18 protein-coding genes are annotated in these 22,951 nt (G+C 68.8%); 8 read left to right on the forward strand and 10 right to left on the reverse strand.

From position 1 onward, the window contains the following. Nucleotides 1-71: 71 nt before the first annotated feature. On the reverse strand, nt 72-2,972 hold the full coding sequence (ileS, locus tag F8M74_RS20810; protein WP_141254023.1) for an isoleucine--tRNA ligase: 2,901 nt from the start codon (nt 2,970-2,972) through the stop codon (nt 72-74). Nucleotides 2,973-3,097: 125 nt separating this feature from the next. Here ileS and F8M74_RS20815 point away from each other — a divergent pair, with 125 nt between their 5' ends. Next, the gene (locus tag F8M74_RS20815; protein WP_141254022.1) at nt 3,098-3,415 is read left to right on the forward strand and encodes a hypothetical protein; all 318 of its coding nucleotides are present in this window, start codon (nt 3,098-3,100) and stop codon (nt 3,413-3,415) included. A 21-nt stretch (nt 3,416-3,436) separates the two neighbouring features. Here the strand turns inward: F8M74_RS20815 and F8M74_RS20820 are convergent, their stop codons facing one another. The 5 genes from F8M74_RS20820 to F8M74_RS20840 all read right to left on the reverse strand — a co-directional run bounded on the left by F8M74_RS20820 (nt 3,437) and on the right by F8M74_RS20840 (nt 9,264). Further along, the gene (locus tag F8M74_RS20820) at nt 3,437-4,252 is read right to left on the reverse strand and encodes a hypothetical protein (RefSeq protein ID WP_141254021.1); all 816 of its coding nucleotides are present in this window, start codon (nt 4,250-4,252) and stop codon (nt 3,437-3,439) included. Then, complete coding sequence (locus F8M74_RS20825) at nt 4,252-5,268, reverse strand: TadE/TadG family type IV pilus assembly protein (protein WP_141254020.1); 1,017 nt, start codon at nt 5,266-5,268, stop codon at nt 4,252-4,254. The genes F8M74_RS20820 and F8M74_RS20825 overlap by 1 nt, the downstream gene beginning before the upstream one ends. Before the next feature lies 1 nt (nt 5,269). Next, nucleotides 5,270-6,886, reverse strand: coding sequence for a pilus assembly protein TadG-related protein (locus F8M74_RS20830; RefSeq protein ID WP_141254019.1), 1,617 nt, complete (start codon nt 6,884-6,886; stop codon nt 5,270-5,272). Beyond that, nucleotides 6,883-7,668 (reverse strand): TadE/TadG family type IV pilus assembly protein, encoded by a 786-nt coding sequence (locus tag F8M74_RS20835; RefSeq protein WP_141254051.1) that lies wholly within the window; start codon nt 7,666-7,668, stop codon nt 6,883-6,885. The genes F8M74_RS20830 and F8M74_RS20835 overlap by 4 nt, the downstream gene beginning before the upstream one ends. A gap of 165 nt (nt 7,669-7,833) precedes the next feature. Next, nucleotides 7,834-9,264 (reverse strand): sigma 54-interacting transcriptional regulator, encoded by a 1,431-nt coding sequence (locus F8M74_RS20840; protein WP_171410239.1) that lies wholly within the window; start codon nt 9,262-9,264, stop codon nt 7,834-7,836. Between the two features lie 78 nt (nt 9,265-9,342). On the opposite strand from F8M74_RS20840, the gene F8M74_RS20845 reads away from it, so the two are divergent. Both F8M74_RS20845 and F8M74_RS20850 read left to right on the forward strand, forming a co-directional pair. Further along, entirely contained in the window at nt 9,343-10,332 is a 990-nt protein-coding gene (locus tag F8M74_RS20845) for a RimK family alpha-L-glutamate ligase (RefSeq protein WP_141254018.1), read from the forward strand. Nucleotides 10,333-10,497: 165 nt separating this feature from the next. Continuing rightward, nucleotides 10,498-11,169 (forward strand): DsbA family protein, encoded by a 672-nt coding sequence (locus F8M74_RS20850; protein ID WP_141254017.1) that lies wholly within the window; start codon nt 10,498-10,500, stop codon nt 11,167-11,169. Nucleotides 11,170-11,230: 61 nt separating this feature from the next. Here F8M74_RS20850 and F8M74_RS20855 read toward each other — a convergent pair whose 3' ends face one another. Beyond that, complete coding sequence (locus F8M74_RS20855; RefSeq protein WP_141254016.1) at nt 11,231-12,220, reverse strand: hypothetical protein; 990 nt, start codon at nt 12,218-12,220, stop codon at nt 11,231-11,233. Between the two features lie 234 nt (nt 12,221-12,454). On the opposite strand from F8M74_RS20855, the gene F8M74_RS20860 reads away from it, so the two are divergent. From F8M74_RS20860 to F8M74_RS20870, 3 genes are all read left to right on the forward strand, one after another. Beyond that, complete coding sequence (locus tag F8M74_RS20860; RefSeq protein WP_153881044.1) at nt 12,455-13,546, forward strand: hypothetical protein; 1,092 nt, start codon at nt 12,455-12,457, stop codon at nt 13,544-13,546. An 89-nt stretch (nt 13,547-13,635) separates the two neighbouring features. Further along, nucleotides 13,636-14,619, forward strand: coding sequence for a carboxypeptidase regulatory-like domain-containing protein (locus F8M74_RS20865; RefSeq protein WP_141254014.1), 984 nt, complete (start codon nt 13,636-13,638; stop codon nt 14,617-14,619). Nucleotides 14,620-14,926: 307 nt separating this feature from the next. Further along, a complete protein-coding gene (locus F8M74_RS20870; RefSeq protein ID WP_228565828.1) occupies nt 14,927-17,302 on the forward strand; it encodes a PAS domain S-box protein in 2,376 nt (791 codons plus the stop codon). Here the strand turns inward: F8M74_RS20870 and F8M74_RS20875 are convergent. Continuing rightward, entirely contained in the window at nt 17,292-18,392 is a 1,101-nt protein-coding gene (locus F8M74_RS20875; RefSeq protein ID WP_141254012.1) for a PD40 domain-containing protein, read from the reverse strand. The two genes, F8M74_RS20870 and F8M74_RS20875, sit on opposite strands and share 11 nt — an antisense overlap. A gap of 7 nt (nt 18,393-18,399) precedes the next feature. Next, nucleotides 18,400-20,259 carry an N-acetylmuramoyl-L-alanine amidase gene (locus F8M74_RS20880; RefSeq protein ID WP_141254011.1) on the reverse strand — a complete coding sequence of 620 codons (1,860 nt, stop codon included), beginning with the start codon at nt 20,257-20,259 and terminating at the stop codon, nt 18,400-18,402. 183 nt (nt 20,260-20,442) lie between these two features. On the opposite strand from F8M74_RS20880, the gene F8M74_RS20885 reads away from it, so the two are divergent. Both F8M74_RS20885 and F8M74_RS20890 read left to right on the forward strand, forming a co-directional pair. Beyond that, entirely contained in the window at nt 20,443-21,180 is a 738-nt protein-coding gene (locus tag F8M74_RS20885; protein ID WP_140786784.1) for a metallophosphoesterase, read from the forward strand. 11 nt (nt 21,181-21,191) lie between these two features. Next, nucleotides 21,192-21,773: a TIGR02265 family protein gene (locus F8M74_RS20890; protein WP_171410238.1), complete on the forward strand. Its 582-nt coding sequence runs from the start codon at nt 21,192-21,194 to the stop codon at nt 21,771-21,773. A gap of 10 nt (nt 21,774-21,783) precedes the next feature. Here F8M74_RS20890 and F8M74_RS20895 read toward each other — a convergent pair whose 3' ends face one another. Then, entirely contained in the window at nt 21,784-22,800 is a 1,017-nt protein-coding gene (locus tag F8M74_RS20895; RefSeq protein WP_216619958.1) for a hypothetical protein, read from the reverse strand. Between the last annotated feature and the right edge of the window lie 151 nt (nt 22,801-22,951).

Consider the following 22,951-nt stretch of genomic DNA (forward strand, 5'->3'; position numbering starts at 1 on the left):
GCACTGCCGGCACCTGAAGAGGCCCCTCCCCCGGACACATCCGCCGGGGAGGGTTCCACCCAGGCGGCCCGCTACGCCGCCAGCGCCTCGCGGCACTTGAGGCAGACGTCGCCGCCCTGCCCCACCGCTTCCGAGTACGTCCAGCAGCGCGGGCACTTCTCGCCGTGCGCTGGGAGCACCTCGGCCGTGACGCGGACGCCTTCGCCGAAGGACTGCGCCACTTCCAACGTCTGCGCCGCGTCACCCTTCACGTCCGCCAGCTCCACCTGGCTGGTGATGAAGAGGCCCGGCAGCTCGGCCAGGTTCGCCTGGAGGAAGTCGCGCGCCGCGCCCTCCGCCGTCAGCACCACCCGCGCCTCCAGCGATGAGCCGATGCGCTTGTCCCGCCGCGCCGACTCCAGCACGCCCTGCACCGCGCCGCGCACCGCGAAGAGCTTCGCGTAGCGCTCGGCCAGCGCCGGGTCCAACTTCGCGGACACCACCGGGAAGCCGCCCAGGAAGACGCTCTCCGCCGGCTTGCCCGGCAGCGTCTGCCACGCCTCCTCCGCCGTGAAGCTCATCACCGGCGCCAGGAGGCGCAGCAGCACCGAGGCCACCTCGTACAACACCGTCTGCGCGCCGCGCCGGGGCTGCCCGTCCGCGCGCCACGTGTAGAGCCGGTCCTTGAGGATGTCGAAGTACACCGCCGACAAGTCACCGGCCACGAAGTCCACCACCGTCGCGTAGACGAGGTGGAACTCGTAGTCCTCGTACGCCTTACGCACCCGCGCCACCACCTCCGCCAGCCGCCCCAACGCCCAGCGGTCCAACGGCAGCAACTCCGCCTCCGGCACCGCGTGCTTCGCCGGGTCGAAGTCGTAGAGGTTGCTCAGCGCGTAGCGGACGGTGTTGCGAATCTTCCGGTAGCCTTCCGACAGGCCCTTCAGAATCTGGTCCGACAGTCGCACGTCATTGCGGTAGTCGCTGGCCGCCACCCACAGGCGCAGCACCTCCGCGCCGTACTGCTGGATGACCTTGTCCGGCGCCACCACGTTGCCGCGGCTCTTGGACATCTTCTCGCCCTGGCCATCCACCACGAAGCCGTGCGTGAGGCAGGCCTTGTACGGCGACATGTCGCGCGTGCCCACCGCCACCAGCATGGACGAATGGAACCAGCCGCGGTGCTGGTCACTGCCCTCCAGGAAGAGGTCCGCCGGAATCCGCTGCCGCTTCTCCAGCACCGCGGAGAACATGCACGCCGAGTCGAACCACACGTCGAGGATGTCCGTCTCGCGGCGGAACTCACCCTTGCCACAGCGCGGGCACTGGAAGTCCGCGCCCAGGAATTCCTTCACCGGCGTGCGGTACCACACGCCCACGCCCTCCTTCTCCACCGCCGCCGCCACCCGCTCCATCAACTCCGGCGACACCACGGCTTCCTCGCAGCCCTCGCAGTAGGCGATGCAGATGGGCACGCCCCACGTCCGCTGGCGGCTGATGGTCCAGTCCGGCCGCGTCTCCAACATGCCGCGGATGCGGCTGTGCCCCCACGAGGGCACCCACTGAACCTTGTCCACCTGCTCCAGCACCACCTGCCGGAACGTCTGCGTCCCATGGAAGGGCGCGTCCATGGGGATGAACCACTGGTACGTCGCGCTCAGGATGACCGGATTGCGGCAGCGCCAGCAGTGCGGATACGTGTGCGCCACCGTGTCCGTGGCGCTGTTGAGCAGCGCGCCCTTCTCCACCAGCAACTGGATGACGACGGGGTTCGCCTCGAACACACGCCGGCCTTCCAGCGCCGGCCCCACCGTGTCGTCGTAGCGGCCGTCCGGACGCACGGGGTTGTAGATGTCCAACCCGTACTTCAGGCCGACCTCGTAGTCCTCCTGGCCGTGCCCCGGCGCGGTGTGCACCAGGCCCGTACCGGCATCCAGCGTCACGTGCTCGCCCAGGATGACGCGGCCCCGGCGCTCGTAGAACGGGTGCTGGTACGTCAGGTGCTCCAGCTCCTCGCCGCGCGCGTACGCGAGGATGCGCGACGGGTCCACCAACGCCGCCGCGGAGACTTCACCGCCGGGCAGCTCCACGTGCTTCACCGCCAGCTCGTCCGCCTTCACCTCCGCCAGCACCTTGGGCAGCAGCTCCCGGGCCACGCAGATGACGCGCGTGCCCAACTGGTAGAAGACGTACTCGAACTCCGGGTTGACGGAGACGGCCAAGTTGGACGGCAGCGTCCACGGCGTGGTCGTCCAGATGACGAAGGCCACGTCCTTGCCCTTCAGCGAAGGCACGCGCTCGGCCAGCTCCGCCCCGGCCTGGAAGGCCACGTACACGGAGGGCGAGGTGTGGTTCTCGTACTCCACCTCCGCCTCCGCCAGCGCCGTCTGGTCGTACAGGCACCAGTACACGGGCTTCTTGCGGCGGTAGAGCATGCCCCGCTTCGCGAACGTGGCCAGCTCGCGAATCTCCTGGGCCTCGTAGGTGAAGTCGAGCGTCTTGTACGGCTGCTCCCACGAGCCGAACACGCCCAGGCGCTGAAACTCCGCCTTCTGGATGTCGACGAACTCCAACGCATAGGCGCGGCACGCCTCCAGGAAGGCATCGCGAGCCAGCGTGCGCTTGTCGATCTTCTTGTCCTTCAGCCGCTTCTCGACGGCCTGCTCAATCGGGAGCCCGTGCGTGTCCCAGCCGGGGATGAAGTCACACCGGCGGCCGGACATGTTCCGGTACTTCACCACGATGTCCTTGAGGACCTTGTTGAGCGCGTGGCCCGCGTGCAGATGGCCGTTGGCGTAGGGCGGACCATCAGGCAGGACAAAGGGCTCCGCGTCCGCGTTCTGCTCCAGAATCTTCCCCCAAATCCCCCGCTCCGCCCACCAGCCGAGCATGCGCGGCTCGAGCTGCGCCAGGTTTCCCTTCATGGGGAAATCCGTGCGCGGCAGGTTGACCGAGTCCTTGAAGTCCTTGTCCTTCGGGGGCGTGTCGCTCATGTCGACAGCGGCCGTAACACGCGGCCCCCAGGGCTTCAATGCGCTCAATCCCCACGCTATGCTGGACAGCCAGGCGAGGAGGAACCTGTCAGCCCCTCCGCCCAACACCACTGCGAGGACTGACGATGAAGACCTTTGGACTGATGCTCTTCCCACTGACGGTCCTGCTCCTGGCAGGCTCCGTCGAGGCCGCGTCGCCCATCCCGGGAGTGGAGGCGCCGGTCAGCATTGGCCAGACCAGCGACACCGCGTCCGTCAAGGACGAGGATGGCAATGACATCGAGCTGCCCAAGCACGATGCAAAGCAAACCCAATGCATCTCGAAGTGCCAGGAGCCTGTCGCGAAGTGCATCAGCGGATGTGACGGGGGGGACCGTAAATGCCAGCTGCGCTGTGCGCAGACCATGGAGCGCTGCGCCCGAAAGTGCGGCGTCCAACTCTGACAAAGCGGGGCCCCAGGGGCCTCACTTCGGCTGCACCCCCAGCTTGCGATAGAGCCCGACCATCATCATGTCGCCTTCGGGCTGAGTGCGGATGGTCAGTTGCTCCGTGCCTCGCTGAAACACACCGGGCTGCTCCGGGTCCTCGACAAAGCCCGCCCGGGTCAACTCGACCTGATAGAACTCCCGGACCTCCGCGGACGTGGCCTTCACGGCGTACATGGCCATCTGCGAGCCTTCCAGATTGGACCGCGTCACCTGCTCCGCGCCAGCCATCATCGGCGCCCAGTCCAGCTGAATGCTGCCGCCCGGGGTGTACTTGGACACATCGGAGGTCCCCAGAATCAACGTGACGGTGTTGTCCTGGTTCTTCTGGAAGATGACCGTGTAGGCCGTGAGCGTCTCGGTATCCAGCGCCGTGAGCATGGGCTCGGCAATCGGCGAGTTGAGCGCCTCCGGTGAAGAGGAGATGAAGAGCCCCGCGGCCCGGAAGCGGTCCACCATGTGCTGGATGAGCGGGTCCATCTGCCAGGACGAGCGCGCGAGCTGAAGGTGCATGGGCACACCATCCGTCACCTGGAGCCCAGGAGACTCCACCCAAGCTGTCACGGCGGGGATGTCCCAGCGGAAGGACGGGCGAGCCGGTGGCGTGCCTGCGTCCTGCTCGGATGTCGGTGCCGGCACGGGCTTGGCGCTAGCGGCCGGAGCCTTCTTGGGAGGGGCCTTTCCTGCCTTCGCTTCCGCCGAGGGACGCACCTTCGGGTCAGCGGGCTTCGACGTTTCAGCCTGCCCCACGGAGGGCGCCGTCGCGAGCGCCACGCACATCAGCCACACGCGCATCAGGGACACTCATTCCCCAGGAAGCACGAGTCCCGGCGACCGTAGGAGACGGGGTACGGAATGGCCTGCCAGTTGAGCCCCGGAGGCAACAAGCCCGGGGACGTGGGCCAGCCCTTGAACCCCATGGTCGCCAGGCCGCCCATGGAGTCAGCGGGCAGCGGCTGACCGAAGAAGGCCTCCTCTCCCACGGCGCTCATCCAGAACATGTTCTCCGCGCCAAAGAAGAAGGGCAGCGGCAGCCCTCCGACAACCGTCTGCGCCAGACGGCTCGCCGAGAAGTCCGGTCCAAAGGCATTCACCATCAGGCTGACGCCATAGACGCTGGAAGCCATTCCCCAGTACGGCAGGTTCATGGGGCAGGGGGCGGGAATATCGGGGATGATGGGGCACGAGCCGGACTCACCCGAGCCCGTCAGTCCCCAGTCATCCAGCATGCTGGTCAGACGGCCCGTGCAGTTGCCGCCCTGGGCGCGCCCCATGGCGCATACGCGGATGGGGCGCATCTCGTAGTGCTCCGCCTGGAAGAAGCCCCCCGTCTCCCGCTGGGCGACACGCTGCGGAATCCGGAAGGCCGTGAGGTCCGCCTGCGCGGTACAGGAGATGCCGCCGCCGTCGCGGTAGGCAACCGACGTGAAGACGGGATGCGGGTCGAAGGTCGGACCGCCCTGGGCACACGCCACCTGCATCCCTTCCGTCCGGGTCAACGCGAGCGTGATGACGCCCGCGCTGTTGGTGGTCGTGCGGCTGTCGAAGTCACGGTAGCGCATGGCGGCGTCCTGCCCCGCGCGCTCCGCCGCCGCGGAAGAAGGCGATGAGTCATTGGGCCACTCATGCAGCTTGTGTCCAGGCGCCTCCAACAAGGCGGAGTGCGCCGCTTCGGTCACCTTCACCGAAAGGAAGGACACCTCGGCGAAGTGGATGACGAAGAGGAGGATGGTGATGAAGACGAGCGAGCCGATGGCCATCTCCACCATCGCCTGGCCTCGCTGGGTGCGACGCGAAGGAGACAGCTCCATGTCACGGCCCTCCCCTGTAGCCCTGTGCACGCAGGGCCTCGTATGCCTCCGCCGCCCAGCCCACGCCGGCGCCGTTCAGCTCGTCCACGAAATCCTCCGCGCCGCTGGAGTCCACGGTGGCGGGGACCAACGTGGCGCGCCAGTACGGATTGAGCAGATTGGGAGGCTCGCGCCAGTGCTCGCGACGATGGTAGTAGGCCAACCCGGTGGACACCGCCGTCTGGCGGCTGATGTTCAACCCGCCGCCCGCCGGCCCCAGGACGAGCCCGCTGTTGTCGAACCCGCTGTCCGTCCCCCCGAACCGGAAGCGGAACAGCAGGTTCCAGGGGTCCGCCTGGGTGCCGCGCACGGTGTAGTCACGCTGGATGACCGCGAAGTTCTTCGGCTGGCCCCAGTTGTCATCCTTGTCCATGACCTTGACGCCATTGTAGTCGACGAACATGGGCCAGACGGACGGGCACCCCATCCGATTGCGGCCATAACAGGTCCCCATGTTGTGACGCGTCTGTGCCGGCTCCAGGTCACCCGTTCCCAGGCGCGGAGACCAGCGGTGCCGGTCCCTGGGGTCGCTCGAATCCGAGGCGATGAGCAGCGACTCCGCGACACCGATTCCAAAAGTTTGCGTGGGGCACGGGGACCGGCCACGGGCGAAGGTGACGAAGGCCAGACCATGGTCATCCGCGATGGAGTACGTGTCCGTCGTGCCCAGATACGTGCCATGAAGCGGCGTGCGAGCCCAGTAGGTGCTGCCATCCCCCTGAATCATCACCGTGTCCGGCGTAGTCAACCGCCGCTGGATACCCGCCGTGACGAGCATGTCATCGGTGGGGAAGATGCCACGGTTGGCGACGAAGCTGTGCCCCCGGCTGCCCATGGCCGCGTAGACGTGATGCCCGTTGATGAGGTTGGGCCAAGCCACGGCCCCCAGGAAGGGCGCCACCTCGCGGCGCGTGGTGGAGACCCCATCCACTCGGAGCTCCCCCGCCCAGCGGCTGCCCGCGCCGGCGCTGTCGATGATATCGTTCGCAGCAGACTGGTTGTTCAGTTCGAGCATCAGGCGCCCGTACTGGACAACCTGCCCCACCACGAACATCTGCTGCGCGGCCTGGCTGAGCCGCAACGCTCGCTGCGCGGCGGGCCGCTCGAGCTGATCCCACCGAGGAGCAATCTCCGTCCGGTCGTAGCGAGAGAGCGCGTTCTGGCTGCGGGTGATGTCCCGGACGCCCTGGATGGCGCACCTGCAGAAGCTGCTGCACCCCGAATAGGGAATGCAGCACGGCAGCAACGCGATGTAAGGGAGCATCGCGATGGTGTAGGCATTCCGCGTGGCGCCAATCTGCGCGCGGTAGTAGCTGCTCCAGTCGATGAGGCTATTCACCGCAGCCTTGGAGACCAGGTGGCCAATCTGCGCCCGGCTCATCAAGGCCATCTCGTTGAAGACACGAGCCGTCTGCGCCGCCTGGCTGTAGGCAGCGGCATCCGCCGCGGCCTGGACCTCCATCTTCTCCTTCACCTTGGAGCCAAGCGACAACGTCAAGGTCACCAGCAGGGTGAGGAGCAACAGCGTCAAGGCGAACAGCACCAGCGTCTGTCCGCGGCTCAGTAGCTTGTGCGTCATAGTGCCTCGGGAGCAGGAGCGCAGTTCTGCGTCTGGAAGAAGCGCCGTTGCACCGGCGTCAACATCCGAAGAGAAGCGGAGGCGTGGATGGGGATGACGTACTGCTCGGAGTTCATCCGCCGCAGCGCCTCTTCACGAATCAGCCCTTCCAGTCCCATGGACGGAGGCCCCTGGGTCCATCTGGCGCGTTGGGTCTGCATCAACGGGTTCTGGTTCGTGTAATCCCGCCACCCCCAGCGCGCCATCGTCAACCGGGCGATGACCCAGTTGGCGAAGGGAATCTTGAGCGGAAACCAGTAAACCAGCCGCGTCTCGAGCCGCACAATGCCCGCCGGATTGTCGAACTGGTCGAAGAGCGCGTCCTCGTTCGGCACCGCCGTGGCCAGTGGGCTGTCGCGGATGATCCACACGATGGCCCCGGTATGATTCCCGTCGGGCATCGACACCCGGTTGGCCCGCCCTGCCGCCCCGTTGTACTGGTTGTCGCGGCGGGCCGCGAAGGCATTGGCCAGCTTCTGCCCCGGTGAGCCCCCCGCGCCGCCCAGGAACGAATAGTAGCTGGGCATCAGCGCGAGGATGGCCGCGTGAGTCATGGCCTGACAGTCGCCGTGGTTGACGCTGCCCACCCGCGTCGCGCGAAAGGCGGCGTACTCCGCCAACAGCCGCCCCTGCAGCATCAGGAAGAGCTGCAGCGTCCCCAAGACGAGGAACACCATCAAGGGGAGCGTCAGGGCGGATTCCACCATCGCCTGTCCGGATTCGCGTCTTCCGCTCGGGCGCATTGAATTCATGGCAGGCGCATGTTCCGGGAATTCAGTCCAGATCGGACATACGTCAACTTGACGGGGCGTTCCTTGCATCGCGAACAGGAGAACACGGCTCTGCGACAAACGCGCTTTTCTGGCGTGAAACAACCGAGTTACAGCATCCACCGCTGACTCATGGGGCTAACGTGACTTCATCCCCTTTGTATCCAGTTGGTACTTTTTTACCAACCGTTCAATCGACTTCCGATGGAGCCCACTCTCACGCGCTGCGCGAGACAGGTTTCCTTCGCAGCGCGTCAAAACACTGGTGATGTATTCGCGCTCGAAGTTCTCCAGCAGCTGCTCCTTCGCGTTTTTGAAGGAGAGGTGCTCGTTGAAGGGCAGCGGCCCTTCGCGGACCTGTCCCCGCACGCGGGGCGGCAGGTGCGCGGGCTGAATCTCCTCGCCCTCACTGAAAGTCAGGACGTGAGACAACACGTTCATCAGCTCACGCACGTTGCCGGGCCATGAATACGACATCAGCAGGCCCAGGGACTCCGCGGAGAAGCGCTTCTTGCCGTGCTTGCCCACCACCTCCGGGTCCGCGAGCGCGCGCTTGAGGATGAGGGGGATGTCGTCGCGGCGCTGTCGCAGCGGCGGCAGCTGGATGGTGATGACGGACAAACGGAAGTAGAGGTCCTCGCGAAAGCCGCCGCCCTGTATCTCCTTCATCAGGTCGCGGTTGGTGGCGGCGATGACGCGGCAGTCCACCTCGATGACGTCGTTGCCGCCCACGCGCCGCACTTCATGGTTCTCCAGCACGCGCAGCAGCTTGGGCTGAAGGTCCAGCCGCAGCTCGCCCAGCTCATCCAGGAAGATGGTGCCCCCGTGCGCGCGCTCGAAGGCGCCTGGCCGGCTGCTCACCGCGCCGGTGAATGCGCCCTTCTCATGGCCGAACAACTCGCTTTCGATGAGGTTGGGGGGAATGGCGCCGCAGTCCAGCACCTCCATGGGCCCCTTCGTGCGGCCGGACAACTCATGGATGGCGCGTGCCACCAGCTCCTTCCCGGTGCCCGTCTCACCTTGAATGATGACGGACACACCCATGGGGGCGATCTTCTTGATGAGGCCGAATATCTGCCGCATCTTCATGCTCTGCCCCACCATGTCGCACAGCTCGCCCTCGCGGTCGGGCTCGATGGTGACTTCCTCATCCAGTGGCGCGAAGGTCAGCACTGACGAGCCCGCGCGAATCTGCGAGCCCGGTGACAGGTAGGCCCGCTCGATGCGCCGGCCATCCAGGAAGGTGCCGTTGGTGGAGCCCAGGTCCACCAGCAGATAGCCGCGCTCGGTGAACTGGATTTCGAAGTGGTGACGGCTGGCGGTGCGGTCCTCCACCAGCACCAGGTCATTGCCTGGATGCGCGCCGCAGCGCAGCCGCTCCTTGTCGCTCACCACCGAGCGGCCGGTGTCCGGTCCGGAAGTGACGGCCAGGCGGCACTTGTGGAGCTTCACCGTGGTGCGCGGGTCCACCACGAGCGTTTCGCCCAACAACGGAGAGTGGTTCAGGTCTTGTCCGACGTCGCCGGGACTGGTGTGGATGTCGTCAGGGTGCAGAGGGGGAGCACTCATCTGCGCACGAGGATAGCAAAGGCCCCCCACGAGGCCCGCCCCTCGCGGGCGTCCGTGCTAGGCTCTCACGCCCCGCCCATGCCTCCGCGCAAAGTGAAGCCGAAGAAGGTCCCGGTCCTGACCGGGTCCCAGGCACCCGACCGTCCCGAACGGGCCCCACGGCGAGGGCACGCGAAGAAGACGGTCGTCATCCTGTCCCGCAAGCGCGCGCTGTACTCCACGCGGCGGCTGGTGGCCGCCATCCGCGCGCGGGGCCACCGCCCGTTGGTGCTGGACACGCTGCGTTGCTGCCTGCTGCTCGCGCAAGACGCACCGCGCATGACGTATCGCGGCGTGGAGGTGCGTGGCGTGGACGTGGTGGTGCCGCGCATCGGCGCGTCCATCACCGCCTATGGCCTGGCGGTGGTGAACCACTTCGAGATGATGGGCGTGCCCGTCCTCAACCCGCCCACGTCCATCGCGCGCAGCCGCGACAAGCTGCGCGCGCTGCAGTACCTGTCGCGATCCGGGCTGGACATCCCCCGCACCGTCATGGCGCACGACCGCAGCAACGTGCGCCGGCTGGTGGAGGAGGTCAACGGGCTGCCCGTCATCATCAAGCTCATCAAGGGCACCCAGGGCGTGGGCGTGATGATTGCCCACACGCTGCCGGAGGTGCAGACCATCCTCGACACCTTCTGGGACCTGGGACAGGAAATCGTGCTCCAGGAGTTCGTCGCGGAGAGCGAGGGACGGGACGTGCGGGCCCTCGTCGTGGGTGACCGCGTGGTGGGCGCCATGCGGCGCAAGGCCAAGTCCGGTGAGTTCCGCTCCAACATCCACCGCGGCGGCGAAGGGCAGGCAATCGAGCTGTCCGCGCCCTACACGGAAGCAGCTGTGCGGGCCGCGCGCGTCGTCGGGTTGGAGGTCGCGGGCGTGGACATGCTGGAGGGCCACGCGGGCCCCCGGTTGATGGAAATCAACTCCAGCCCGGGCTTCGAGGGCCTGGAGCGCGCCACGGGCATGGACATCGCAGGGGCCATCATCGACCACGCGCTGAAGTACGCCGAGGCGAAGCGCGCCGGGTGAGCGCGAACCCGGGTCACGTGAGGTTGCTCGCCTGCTTTCAAGCAGACACACAGCCGGGGCAAGGCACCTTGCATGCTCCTCAGGAACACAGGAATGCCTCCGTGGCCCGCGTGTCCTGAGGAGTTGGCAGCGACGCGGGTGGCCCTCTAATCTGGCGGCCCTCAAATGAAAACGCTGCACAAGCCGCTGCAGATCACCGTCTACCAGGACGTGCTGTGTTCCTGGTGCTACCTCGCCGACCTGCGCCTCGATGTCTTGCGCCAGGAGCTGGGCGAAGCCGTTCGCTGGAGCGTCAGGCCGTATCCGCTGCGCGTCCATGACGTGCTGCCCACGGCGCGCGAACAACGCGCGTTGGTGGAGGAGGTCGAGCGCGCACAGCGAGAACCGGATGCCGCCGCGCGCATGTTGTCCACGGACCTGTGGCTCGGGGGAGATCCACCGCGCACCAGCGTGCCGGCGTTGGCGGCACTGGAAGCGGCGCGGCTGCAGGGCCCGCAGGCGCGCGCGTTCCTCGCCCGCGCCATGCAGCGCGCGGCGCTGGAGCAGGGCGTCAACGTATCCCGCCCGGACGTGGTGTTCGAGCTGGCCTCGCGCGTGGGCCTGGCGATGAACGAATTCTCCGCGGCCTTCCGCTCGGAGGAGACGCGCCGCCTCATCCTCGACGAGCACCGGGATGCCACCCACCGTGGCGTGCGGGGCGTGCCCACGCTCGTCATCGGCGGCCGGTGGATGCTGTGCGGCCTGCGTGAGCTGGCCGAGTACCGCGAGCACATCCTCGCGTGCCTGGGCAAGGTGTCGGTGCCCCGCTCGGGTTCACCCGAGCGCGTGGTGCACTGAGCCCCCCCTTCCGGAGGCACTGCGCGCGCCGGGCGCGCAAGGCCCCATGTGGAGGGAAGGCTCAGGCCTCTTCGGCGCCGTTACTGAGCGCCATGACGAGCCCGGCCATCAGCAACTGCAAGAAGCCCAGGGCGGGAATCACGGGCACGCAGCAGAGGAACACGCTCACCGTGGCGAGCAAGCCCCCCAGCAGCACCGTTCCAATCATGGGCAGGCGCTCACCGCGCGAGTAGGCGAAGCAGCGGCGCAGCGTCTCCACGGCGCCGGGCGATTCGGTCCGGGCCAGCTCCGGCTGCATCAGGATGAGCGGCGTGAGGAGCCACCCGCCCGGGAAGACGTAGAGCGCGAAGGCCACGACCCCCATCACCGCGAAGCCCGGCAACATGGGCGCCACGGCCGCGTCCAGCTCCGAGGGAGGCAGGTCCATCAGCGCCACCAGCTCCGACCAGGACACGGTGCCAGTCGCCAGCCCCGCGCCCAGCGCCACCACGACGATGAGCAACAGGAGCGGGAGCATCAACAGGAAGGACAGGAACAGGGTCCCCAGGTATGTGGGAATCTTGCCGAACTGGCTGAACATCCGCCCCAGGTCCGCGCGCCGGCCGCTGAGCACGTCCATGCACATCCGGAGGAAGCCCAGCGTTATCCCGCCCTGGATGGCGTAGGAACCCATGATCCCGATGAAGAAGCCCAGGACGGTGATGACGGTGCTCCCCGTCGCGCCACCGACCATCGAGAAGCCTTGCGAGACGACCTGCCCGGCGAAGGAGCCCGCCAGGAAGATGAGCACGCCGACACAGAGCATCACCCACTCGCGCTTGAACGCATTCCAGGACAGGTCCATCAGCCCGGAGACGCTCCAGTTCTCGCGCGTCAGCGGAAAGGCCTGCCCCACGCCCTCGCGCTGACGGCAGGCCGGGCACCAGGCTTGCGAGCCACCCTCGCCGCAGGTGCGGCACATGAAATTGCCGCAGCGGGAGCAGGTGCCCACCGCATCGAATCCCGGGTGGAGCGGACAGCTCGCGCCCGAAGTGAACTCAGTCTCCGCCATGGTGCGTCTCCCCTCGCGCCGCTGCTCACCTTTCCGGGACAGGCGGCACGCACATTTCCCCCTACACCACCCAGGCGGTGTCCACCAGAGGACGAAGGGCGTTATCCTGGGGCTGGCGAGTGGCCGAAGGCGGGACTGCACCCGGGCGTGAATTTTCTCCACGCCCGGCCGTCTTCCTCTCGTGGCCGCAAGGTGGACGGCCCGGCCGTCCACTCCGCCCAGGAGAGTCACCACATGCGCCGCCTGCTCGCCCTCGCCGTTCCGCTCGCCCTGATGATGGGCACTGGCTGTGTCGCCCACGTCCACGGTCCGGCGCGGCACCACGCCCCGGTTCAGGTCATCGAGTACAGCTATTCGAGCGACCACCCCATCCCCGATGACTTCGGCGGCGGCTGGTGCCCGTACTCGCACGTGCATGTCCACGACTACGAGCCGACCACGACGTACTACGTCTACTCGGACGACGCGTACTACTACAGTGGCCCGTCGGTGGTCTGGTACTGGAACGACCACCCGCACGCGCACGGCGGCCTCTGCAACATGCACGGGCGCCACTCCCACGACTACTACCCGAGCACGGGCAGCATCTACCGCTACGAGCGCAACCGCGGCTACGTGTGGAGCCGCACGCACAGCGCTTCCGCGGGCTACGGCTACGTGCGCCCGGCGACGCGCCCCTCCAACCGCCCCGTGGTGCCTGGCAACACGTACAGCGGCACCCGGCCGCCCCCGGGAGGTACGCGCTGGACCACGCCGCGCGGTTCCAACTCGGGCGGCAACCACCGGCCGTCGCGTGGCCAGAGCGACAACGCCGGCAGCGGCTGGAGCAGCCCTCCCTCAGGACGCACCTCGAGCAACAACTCCGGCAGCGGCTGGAGCAGCCCTCCCGCGGGGCGCACCTCGAACAACGTCGCGCCCAGCAACAACTCCGGCAGCGGCCGGAGCAGCCCTCCCGCGGGGCGCACCACGAACAACGCCGCGCCCAAGGACGACGACTCGCGCGACAACGACAGCGGCAACCGATGGGGCAGCGGCAACTCCGGGAGCAGCGGGAGCTCCAGGTCCAACAACTCCAGCAGCTCGGGGTCCAGCAACTCGGGATCCAGCGGCAGCGGCTGGGGACGCGGTGGCAGCAGCTCCGGCAACAGCGGCAGCAGCGGCAGCAGCAACCGTAGCGGCAGCTCGGGCTCGGGCTCGGGCTCCAGCGGCAGCGGCTGGGGACGCGGTGGCAGCAGTAGCGGGAGTTCTTCCTCGGGGTCCAGCGCGCCTCCGTCCGGCCGCTCGGGTTCGTCGTCCTCCTCCGGCGGCAACGGCCGCTGGCGCTGAGTCGGGCCACACCGCGAGGCGGGTGACGGTTCGACAACACCTGGGTTCCACATGAACGGCGCCGCGTCCCACTCCGGGGCGCGGCGCTGATGTTTTTCGAACAGCGCGGCGCCCCCCAGCCCCATGGCCAGCACCACCGCGGCGTCGACCAGGGAACGGACGGAGCGTGGGGTGGATTGCCGCCACGTGAGGCCGTGGAGAGCTTTCCCGCGATGATGCGTCCTCTCCTGATGGTTCCATGTGCCGTGCTGGGACTCTCACTGGGCTGCGGCCCTGGCGACTACACACCCGCCCCTGGCGTGCAGACCGACGACGCCGAGGCCGTGGACCTGGACAACCTCCGCATTGGTGTCAGCGGCACGGTGGACCTGCTCCCCGAGGCCCGGCGGTTGCTCGATGCCCGGGGACTGCCCCTGCCCTCGTTGGAGGGAGCGCCCCTCACCGCCGCGGAGCCCCTGCGGCTGGCGGTGAATGACGCCAACGCCACCTTCGGCACCGCGCCGGCCGCCGCGGATGGCGCCTTCACCGTGCGCGACGTGGCGGTGCGGGAGATGCACCTGAGCCTCGCGGTGGGCGCGGAGGCCGCGGGCCTGGTGCCCGCCCATACCGTCGTCTACGACTCCGCATTCACCGGTGCCCGGCCGCGCACGGACATCATCGGCGCGCACGTGTGGGCGCTGCCGGAGGCCTTCCATGACGCGCTCAGCGTCGCCGTGGGGGAGAGCGCCATCCGGGGCCACACCGACAACCGGGCGGCCACCCTGCGCGACGCCGGCTTCGTGCTGGGGCGCGTGGTGGATGCCAGCGGCCATCCCGTCGCTGGCGCGAAGGTCGCCCCCGATGTCGAGGCACTGGCCGGTCGCATCTACTACCCCACCGCCGACCTCCAGGGAGCGAATCAGGAGGGCACCGGCCCGGACGGATTGTTCGTCTACGTCCACTCGGGCGTGGACGCGGAGGCCTTCCTCCTGTCCGTCACGGGCACGGACGGCTACGTGCCACGCAACGTGGGCGTAGCGCCGGGCTGGGGGCTGGTGCTCACCGTCCATCCCGGCCTCCACCCGCCTCCCTAGACAGCGCGGCGCCCGGCCTTCCGCTCGCGACTCGGCTGCTCGGGGCCTGCTGCCCCGCGCGCTGGCCGCCCCCATGTTCCGACGGAGGCGCGCACGGCCCGAGCCAATGACTGGCGGCGCCCCCGCCGTCCGCACCCATCACTGCGCCGCACTCGCGTCCGATGCCGGAAGCAAGGGCGCGACGCATCTCTCACTGGAGCGTCTCGACCGGGGGCTGCGGGCCGGTGCGTCACGGGAGGAGCCCTGTGCGTTCCTGGGGGACGCCACGATGAACGAGTGCTGGAGGCCGCAGCGTCGGAGCGCAGCCATGGCCCGCGGCATCGCCTGGCTCGCGACGCTGGGCGCCCCGCTCGTGGGCGCGCTGTACCTCCTGGGCTGGGCCTGGGACGTGGAGATGCTGAGGCCCGGCGTGGCCGGCATCCCCATGACGCCGGTGACGGGCTTCGCCATGATTTTCGGCGGCGCCGCCCTGGGCCTGCGGCTGCGCTCCCGCCCGTTCCGCCATCAGGAACCCACGGCCACCGCCTGCGCGCTGGTGATGGTGGTCATCGGCGCGGTGAGTCTCCTGCGCGACATCACCGGCTGGGACGTGGGGATGGATCGCGTCATGCTGCGCCTGCTCGATGGACACGCCTCGGTGCTCCCTCGGCCCTCTCCCCTCACCGCCACCTGCCTGACGCTGCTGGGCGTGGCCCTGGCCCTCCCGGAGCGAAGCCACTCCGTCCGGCTGCGCGACACGCTGGTCGTGTTGTCGCTGGTGAGCTCGACGCTGGGCCTCAACGGCCTGTTGATGGGCCCCTTGTTGACGGTGGGCACCCTGCCCTTCCTCGCCGAGCGCAGCATGGGCCTGCCCACCGCGCTGACGCTGATGCTGCTGGCGGTGGGCACGCTCTGCGCACGGCCGGGGCTGGGGCTGATGAGCCGCATCACCCGCGACTCGCTCGGCGGCTTCCTCGCGCGCCGGTTGGTGCCGGTGACGCTGCTCGGCCCCTCGGTGCTGGGCATGGTGTTGATGGTCCTGCACGAGGTGCGCGCCATCAACCTGGAGGCGAAGCTCCCCATCTTCGCTACCTTCGTGAGCGCGGGCGGCGCGGCGCTCGTGCTCCTGTCCGCGCGGGCCCTGGACCACATTGAAGCCCACCGCCAACAGGCCACCGCGGCGCTGGAGGCCTCCGAAGCGCGCTACCGGGGCCTGCTGGAGACCACCCCCGCGCCGCTGCTGACGGTGGACGCGCAAGGCCTGCTGCGCTTCGTCAACACGGAGGCGGAGCGGGTGTTCGGCTACCCGCGCGAGGAACTGCTGGGACGCAAGGTGGAGGTGCTGGTCCCCGAAGGGCTCTTCGGTGGCCGGAGCCTGGACACCGGCTTGGGCGAGCGCGCCATCCAAGGCCGCCGCAAGGACGGCAGCCCGCTGTCACTGGAGGTGCGGCTGAGCCCGGTGTCAGGCCCGGAGGGTCCCAGCGTGCTCGCCGTCGTCCGCGACGTGACGGAGCGGGAGCGGTACCTCGCCAGGGTCCAGCGTGCCCGTGAGGAAGCGGAGATGCAGCGCAGCCAGGTGCAGGCCCTGCTGGACCACACGCCCGTGGGAATCGTCTTCGCGGAGGCGGACGGCAGCGGGCTGGTGGCCAATCCCGTCGCGGAGCAACTGCTCGGGCGTCCGCTGAAGGGCGTGTCGCTGGAGATGACGGGGATCAACCCCATTGTGCTCACCATCGACGGCAAGCCGGTCCGCAGGGAGGACGTGCCCATCGTCCGCGCGCTGCTCACGGGCCAGCTCGCGGGGCCCGAGGAGTTCCTCATCATCCACCCCGACGGGAGCCGGCTGCCGGTGTTGATGACCGCGGCCCCCGTCTTCGGCCCCAGCGGGAAGGTGCGCGGCGTGGTCTCCACGGCGCAGGACGTGACGACGCGCCACGAGTTGGACCGGCTCCGCGAGGAATACGTCAGCCTCATCTCCCACGACCTGCGCAATCCGCTCCACACCATCAGCCTGCGCGTGGGCCTGCTGCGACGCGCCCTGCGCGAGCGGAACCTGGAGCGGGAGGAATTCATGACGGAGTCCATCCAGCGCAGCGTGGCCTGGATGAGCACCATGATTGAGGACCTGCTGGAAGGCTCGCGGCTGGAGTCTCGGCGGGAGACGCTGCGCCGCGAGCCCCAGGACCTGGCGCGCTTCCTGGAAGAGGTGATGGAACGGGACGTGGCCCCCGACGTGCGCGAGCGCTTCCACCTGGAAGTCCCAGGCGCGTTGCCCCCCGTCTGGATGGACGCGGCGAGGCTGGAGCGGGTGGTGGCCAACCTGCTGAGCAACGCCGCCAAATACAGCCCCGGCAAGCAGCCCATCACCGTGCGCGCCCAGCTCCAGCCGGGACAGGTGGTGGTGTCGGTGAAGGACCTGGGCCCCGGGCTGAGCGCGGAAGACGCCGCCCACGTCTTCGACAAGTACTACCGCACGCAGAAGAGCGGCGCGTCGGACTCGAAGGGCCTGGGGCTGGGGCTGTACATCAGCCGCCTCATCATCGAAGCGCACGGCGGGCGCATCTGGGTGGAGAGCGAGCCCGGCCGGGGCTCCACCTTCAGCTTCAGCCTGCCCGTGGCCCCGCCCGGCGCGAACCCCCTCCCGCCCCAGGTCCCGGATGGCCAGGACCCGGCGGCGGGAGACGGCTCGGCCGTCAGCGCGTAGGCGCCCAGCGCGGCAGCCAGTCCGGCCCCTTGGCGGTCGTCAGGCGCGTCTGCCCGCTGCCATCCGCGCGCATGAGGAACACGTCCGTGTCGCCCTGGCGCTCGGACACGAAGGCCAGGTACTTCCCGTCCGGACTCCACGCGGGCATGTCGTCCCGGTGCTTGCCGTCCGTCAGGGCCACCGGCGCGCCGCCCGCCACCGGCACCATCCAGATGCGGGTGTTCCCATCCGGCAGACGGCTCACGTAGACCAGCCGCCGCCCGTCCGGACTCCAGGCGGCCTCGCGCTCGTCGCCCACGAAGGACTCGCCCGACACGGCGCGCAGGTCCGAACCGTCCGGACGGAGGAAGTACAGCCGGTCCTTGCGCTCGCGATCGCTGACGATGACGAGCCACTGGCCGTCCGGGCTCCACTTCGGCGTGCGGTCCTCATGGTGGAAGAAGGTGAGGCGGCGCTCACCGCTGCCGTCCGCGTTCGCCACGTAGACTTCAGGGTCGCCCTCGCGGCTGCACACGAAGGCCACCTCCTTGCCATCCGGAGACACCGCCGGCTCGAAGCAGCCTTGTGGCACCTGCGTGAGGCGCACCTCTGGCACGCCCTCGCGGGGCTCCAGGCGCACCACGTCGCTGAAGCCCTCCGCGTCGGACTCGGCCACCAACCAGGTGCCATCCGGCGCCCAGCTCGCGTTGCGCGCACGCGCCCGGGGCGGGTGCAGCGGTACCGCCGGGCTCTTGCCATCCAGCGGCAGGACCCGCATCTGCTGGCGGTGCAGCCCGTCCTCCTCCGCCGCGGAGATGACGAGCAGCGACTTGCCGTCCGGCGACAGGGGACCGGGGTACACGTCCTCCTCGCCGCGAGTCAGCTGCGTCTCCACACCCTCCGGACTCACCTTCCAGACATCCTTCCGCCCTGCCCGCTCCGACAAGAAGATGACCGCGCCTGGAATGGAGCGAGCCTCCTCCTTGGACAGCGGCCCGGAGCCGGACGTCCCGCCACACCGGCCGGAACATCCGACACCGAGCACGGCGAGCGCGGTCAGACACCGCGCCCGCCACGGCCAGGAACGTTGAAGCCGTTCAAGGCCCCGCATCACCACCTCACTGAATCCGGAGGGCGTCCGCCATGACGACGTAGCCTTCGGTGGTCCAGCGGCTCAGCTGCACCTTGTTCCAGCCGGCGTTGAAGTTGTAGGTGCCCAGGGTCACCCACTTGCTGCCGTTGGTCTGCTGGTTCACCGTCACCGTGCTGTTGCCGCCCGCGTGCGTAATCATGAAGGGCGCCGCGGGAGAGCGGTTGGTGCCCTGCACCCACCAGGCCTGGATGGTCCGGCTGCCCGCCGCAGGCATGTGGAAGTGGAACACCGCCGGCTCGGAGACGGGTTGCGTGGAGGCGTAGTAGTAGTCGTTGCCGTAGTAGCCGGCGCTGGTGCCACGCGCCCAGCTGGACGGCACCGCGATGTAGCCCTTGCTGGAGTCGTTGTTGGCGTTGTTGCTGTCCACGACGATGACCGGGTTCGTTCCACCGCCGCCGTCACCACACTCGCTGCGGATCTTGCTGATGTACGTGGACCACGGCCAGTTGGGGCCCGGGTCCGTGCGGGTCTCCGGCTGCAGCCGGCCGTGCGCCACGATGTGGTAGCTGTCGCGCGGGATGCCCTGGTCCCGGGTGATGTTGCACGTCAGCTTGGCGGAGGTGTTGATCATCCCCGTGGAGAACGAGGCCGAGCTGGCGTAACCACCGTGCTCGATGCCGATGGAGAAGTCGTTCGTCGACCGGCCGTTGAGGTTCGACTTGACGCCGCCGTTGAGGCTGCTGCGGTAGGCGGCGGCCACGTGCCAGGCGCGGCTCGACTCACGCACCAGCTGCGACACCTCGGTGCCGCTCTCGTTGACCACGTAGTGCGCGCTCACTCCCGCGGCGGAGTTGGTCAGCCAGCTCCAGCAACCCGAGTAGCCACCCTCACAGGTGTGGATGACGACCATCTGCTGACCGATGCCAGCGGGCCGCGCGTTGTAGTTGGGCGACGGGCGCCAGATGGAGGCCGCGTAGTCCGGACCGGCCGCCAGGGCCTGCATCTTCGGCAGGGCGAACTTCGGCTCGACCTGGGTGGCATCCAGCGACACCGCCACCTTGCCCGCCGGCGTGAAGGCGCCCGCGCCCTCGCGCAGCACCGAGTACACGTCGTTGTGGATGTAGTGCGCCTGGATGTCCGGGTCGGAGATGTCCGTCAGGCGCACGGCCACCGGGGCCCACGCGCCCAGGTCCGCGCGGTCGATGCCCGCCTCGTCGGCGTACTTCGACAGCAGCGCGGCGCCGGCGCGCAGGTTGGCCAGCGGCTCGTCACGCACCGCGTCCGCGGACACACCCGCCAGGGCGGCGCCGTCGGTGATGAGCTGACCGCGCAGGGCCAGCAGACCAAAGGCCGCCGGGCGGCCCTCGAACTCCTCCTCGCCGCGGACGTGCTCCCAGCGCGTCTCCGCGTAGGAGATGGCCTTGAGCAGGCTCACCGGAACGTTGAACTCACCAGCGGCCTTCGTGAACTGCGCGTCCAGTTCGTTGGGCGTGCGGCGAGCCGCGTCGGCCACCGCGCGGGCGGCGTCGTCCACCGCGCCTGCGGGAACCTGCGACTCAGGTGCCGTTTCTTCCGGAGACGTTTCGGGCTGGGGACCACAGGCCGCCAGGGCCATGGCCGCGGCCGTCACCGCGAACGTCTTGCGCAACACGTGCATGGAAACTCCTTGAAGGGGGGTCAGCAGCTCCACGGTCGCCCCCGTCCCACGGGGGCGGCGCAGGGGGCCACGCCTGAGCACCATGCATGCCAGCCACGCGCTCCCAGGGAGCACCTCTTTTTCCCGACCGCAGGTGGAGCATGAATGCTCCACCTGCCCGTCAAGAAATCCGCCCTCGAACCCAGCCACCCGACAGTCCAACCACTTGGAATCAGGAATGACGCACATGTAAGCCCTGACAACCAAGGCCTCGGATTGGCCAGCCGATGTCGCACTGACGTGTTTCGAGACAGCCCTACGTAAAAACACTTTACTACCTTTCCAGTCCTCCCCACCTTTTGGCGTGACACCGGATGCAGGAGATAGGACGAGGGGGCCGACAGGGGCGAGGGCTTCCGCTATGAGGAGGCCATGCGGCTCTTCGGAATCGGCGACACCCACCTGCCCTCCACGCGACAGAAGGACATGCACCGCTTCGGGTGGTCCGAGCACCCCCTGCCGCTGCAGCGCGCGTGGGATGAGCGGGTGGCTCCGGAGGACGTGGTCATCGTGGCGGGGGACATCTCCTGGGCCACGCGGGCCCACGAGGTGATGGATGACCTAGCGTGGCTGGACGCGCGCCCGGGCCGCAAGGTGCTGGTGCGCGGCAACCACGACTACTGGTGGGGCGACTCCGCCTCCAAGCTGCGCAAGCTGCTGGAGCCCTTCCGTACCCTGGAGGGCTTCCTCCACAACAACGCCGTCGTCATGGGCCCGTGGGTGATTGCGGGCAGCCGGCTGTGGACCGCGCCGGAGGCGCCGCCCATGCCCGGTGGGGAGATGGGGGACGAGGCGGCGGACACCGGCTACGTGGAGCGGGAGACGCGCCGGCTGACGGCCTCCATGGAGGACGCGAAGAAGAAGGAGGCGGCCAGCGCCACGCCGCTGGTGCGCGTGGTGGCCGTGCACTTCCCGCCGGTGTACGCGAACGAGAAGGCCACCGCCTTCAGCGAGCCCATTGAAGCCTTCGGACCGAAGGTGTGCGTCTATGGCCACCTGCACGCGGCCGGCATCGCCGCGGGCTTCACGGGCGAGCGCGGCGGCGTACGCTACGTGCTGGCCTCGTGTGACGCGGCGGGCTTCGCCCCGGTGCTGCTCGACGAGGTGTGAGGAGGCGCGCCATGCCGTCCAACAAGGCGGAGCTCGAGGCCCGGCTCGCGGCCGTGCACCCCGGTGATTCGGTGCGCGGGCTGTTCTTCAAGTCGGTGCTCAGCCTCGTCCAGCAGCAGGCGGGCCTGACGGCGCTGGAGACGGTACGACAGGGGGCGCTGGGCGCGGCGTACACGGACTTGCTCACGTACCCGGCGCGGGACTTCCTGACGCTCCTCTACCGCGCGGCGGACGCGCTGGAGCCGTTGCTGGGCCCCGAGGACGCCGTCTTCCACGCCTGCGGCGAGAAGGACGTGACGCGCTTCTCCACCGGGCCGGGCATGCTCATCTTCGGAATCATCTCCCGCGGGGACCCGCAGAAGCTCTTCGCGGGCGTGCAGATGGGCTACGGCGCGGCCGTCAGCTACGGCAGCCGCGACTACGTGCCCACCGGCCCCACCTCCGGCACGCTGCACATGCGCCGGGACATGCTGCCGCCCGCCTACCATGAGGGCATCCTCACCGGCGCGCTGAAGGTGCTGGGCCTGCAAGGCACCGCGCGCGCGACGCCGCGAGGCATCGACAGCGCAGACTACGACATCCAGTGGGCTTGAGGCGCGGCGCTCAGTCCACGCGGGTGTAGGTGACGTCCAGTTCGGCGACGACGCGCTCGCCCACCGACGCCTGGCAGGTGAAGGTGTGCGCGTCACCATCGTGCGAGCGGCGAGCGGCGCCGAAGGTCACCGTCTGGCCCGCGTAGGCCAGGGTGTCCGCCTTCAGGCGCACGTCCTTCGCAATGCAGCGGGCCCACGGCGCGCCTTCCAGCCGACGAAGCAGCGTGGTGGCCACGCGCGTCATCCCGCTGGCCACCACGGCCACCGGCATCACCGGGTGCAGCGCGAAGTGCCCCTTGCACATCTCCGCCGTCACCGGCCCCAGCGTGGCCGACAGGCTCTCACCATCCGGCCGCCAGTCGCGCAGCGCCAGCGGCTTGCTGTAGGGGTTCTGCCGCAGCTTCGCCCACTCCTCGGGGGTGCGCTGCACGCCTTCGTCGCGGCGCGGCTCGCGGCGCATGTCCACCCGGGCCTCGCCGAACAGGCGCGTGAAGGCGGCGGCGGACAGCACGTTGTAGTCCACCTCCAGGCGGAAGAACGGCGTGCCGTCCGGCAGCAACAGCAGCGTGTGCGCGGTGGCCGTGCGGCGGCCGGTGAACTCCGCCTTCGCCAGCCCCCACAGCAGGTCCGTGGCGCGGGCCATGGGCTCCGGGCGCAGCCACTGCCCGCGCGCGCCGCACGCCAGGTAGAAGTGCTGGCCATCCTTGGGCGACATCAGCGCGGACGCGCACGAGCCCAGAATCGCCAGGTGCCGCCCCGCCTCACCCAGGCCAATGGGGCCCGCTTCCGCGTCCGGGTCCTGCTGCACCGGGATGCGCGCCACCACCTCGCCCTCCCACATCACCGTCACGTCCTTGAGGGCGTAGTAGGGGTCCCGCACGCAGATGCGCGGGTAGAGGTCCGCATGCGTCAGCAGCGTGTGCGGCGCCAGCCCCGACAGCGTCTCCAGCGTCTGCTCCGACGAAGCCCAGGCAGAAACAGGGGCAACAGCGGAATTAGCGGACGAGGGCGCAATGTCGAGGAGCATGGACTGACCTGATTTCGGACGAGGGGTGCCGGGGGACACCAGTTTTCGAGATGCCGAGCTTCGTTCCGCCGACAGAAGACAAATTCCGGCGGACGAAAATGATTATCGGCATACGGTCCGATTTGTTGCTTCCTGTCGTAATTTTACGTCC

It is taken from the genome of Myxococcus sp. CA023 (assembly GCF_010998615.1).
GTDB lineage: Bacteria > Myxococcota > Myxococcia > Myxococcales > Myxococcaceae > Myxococcus.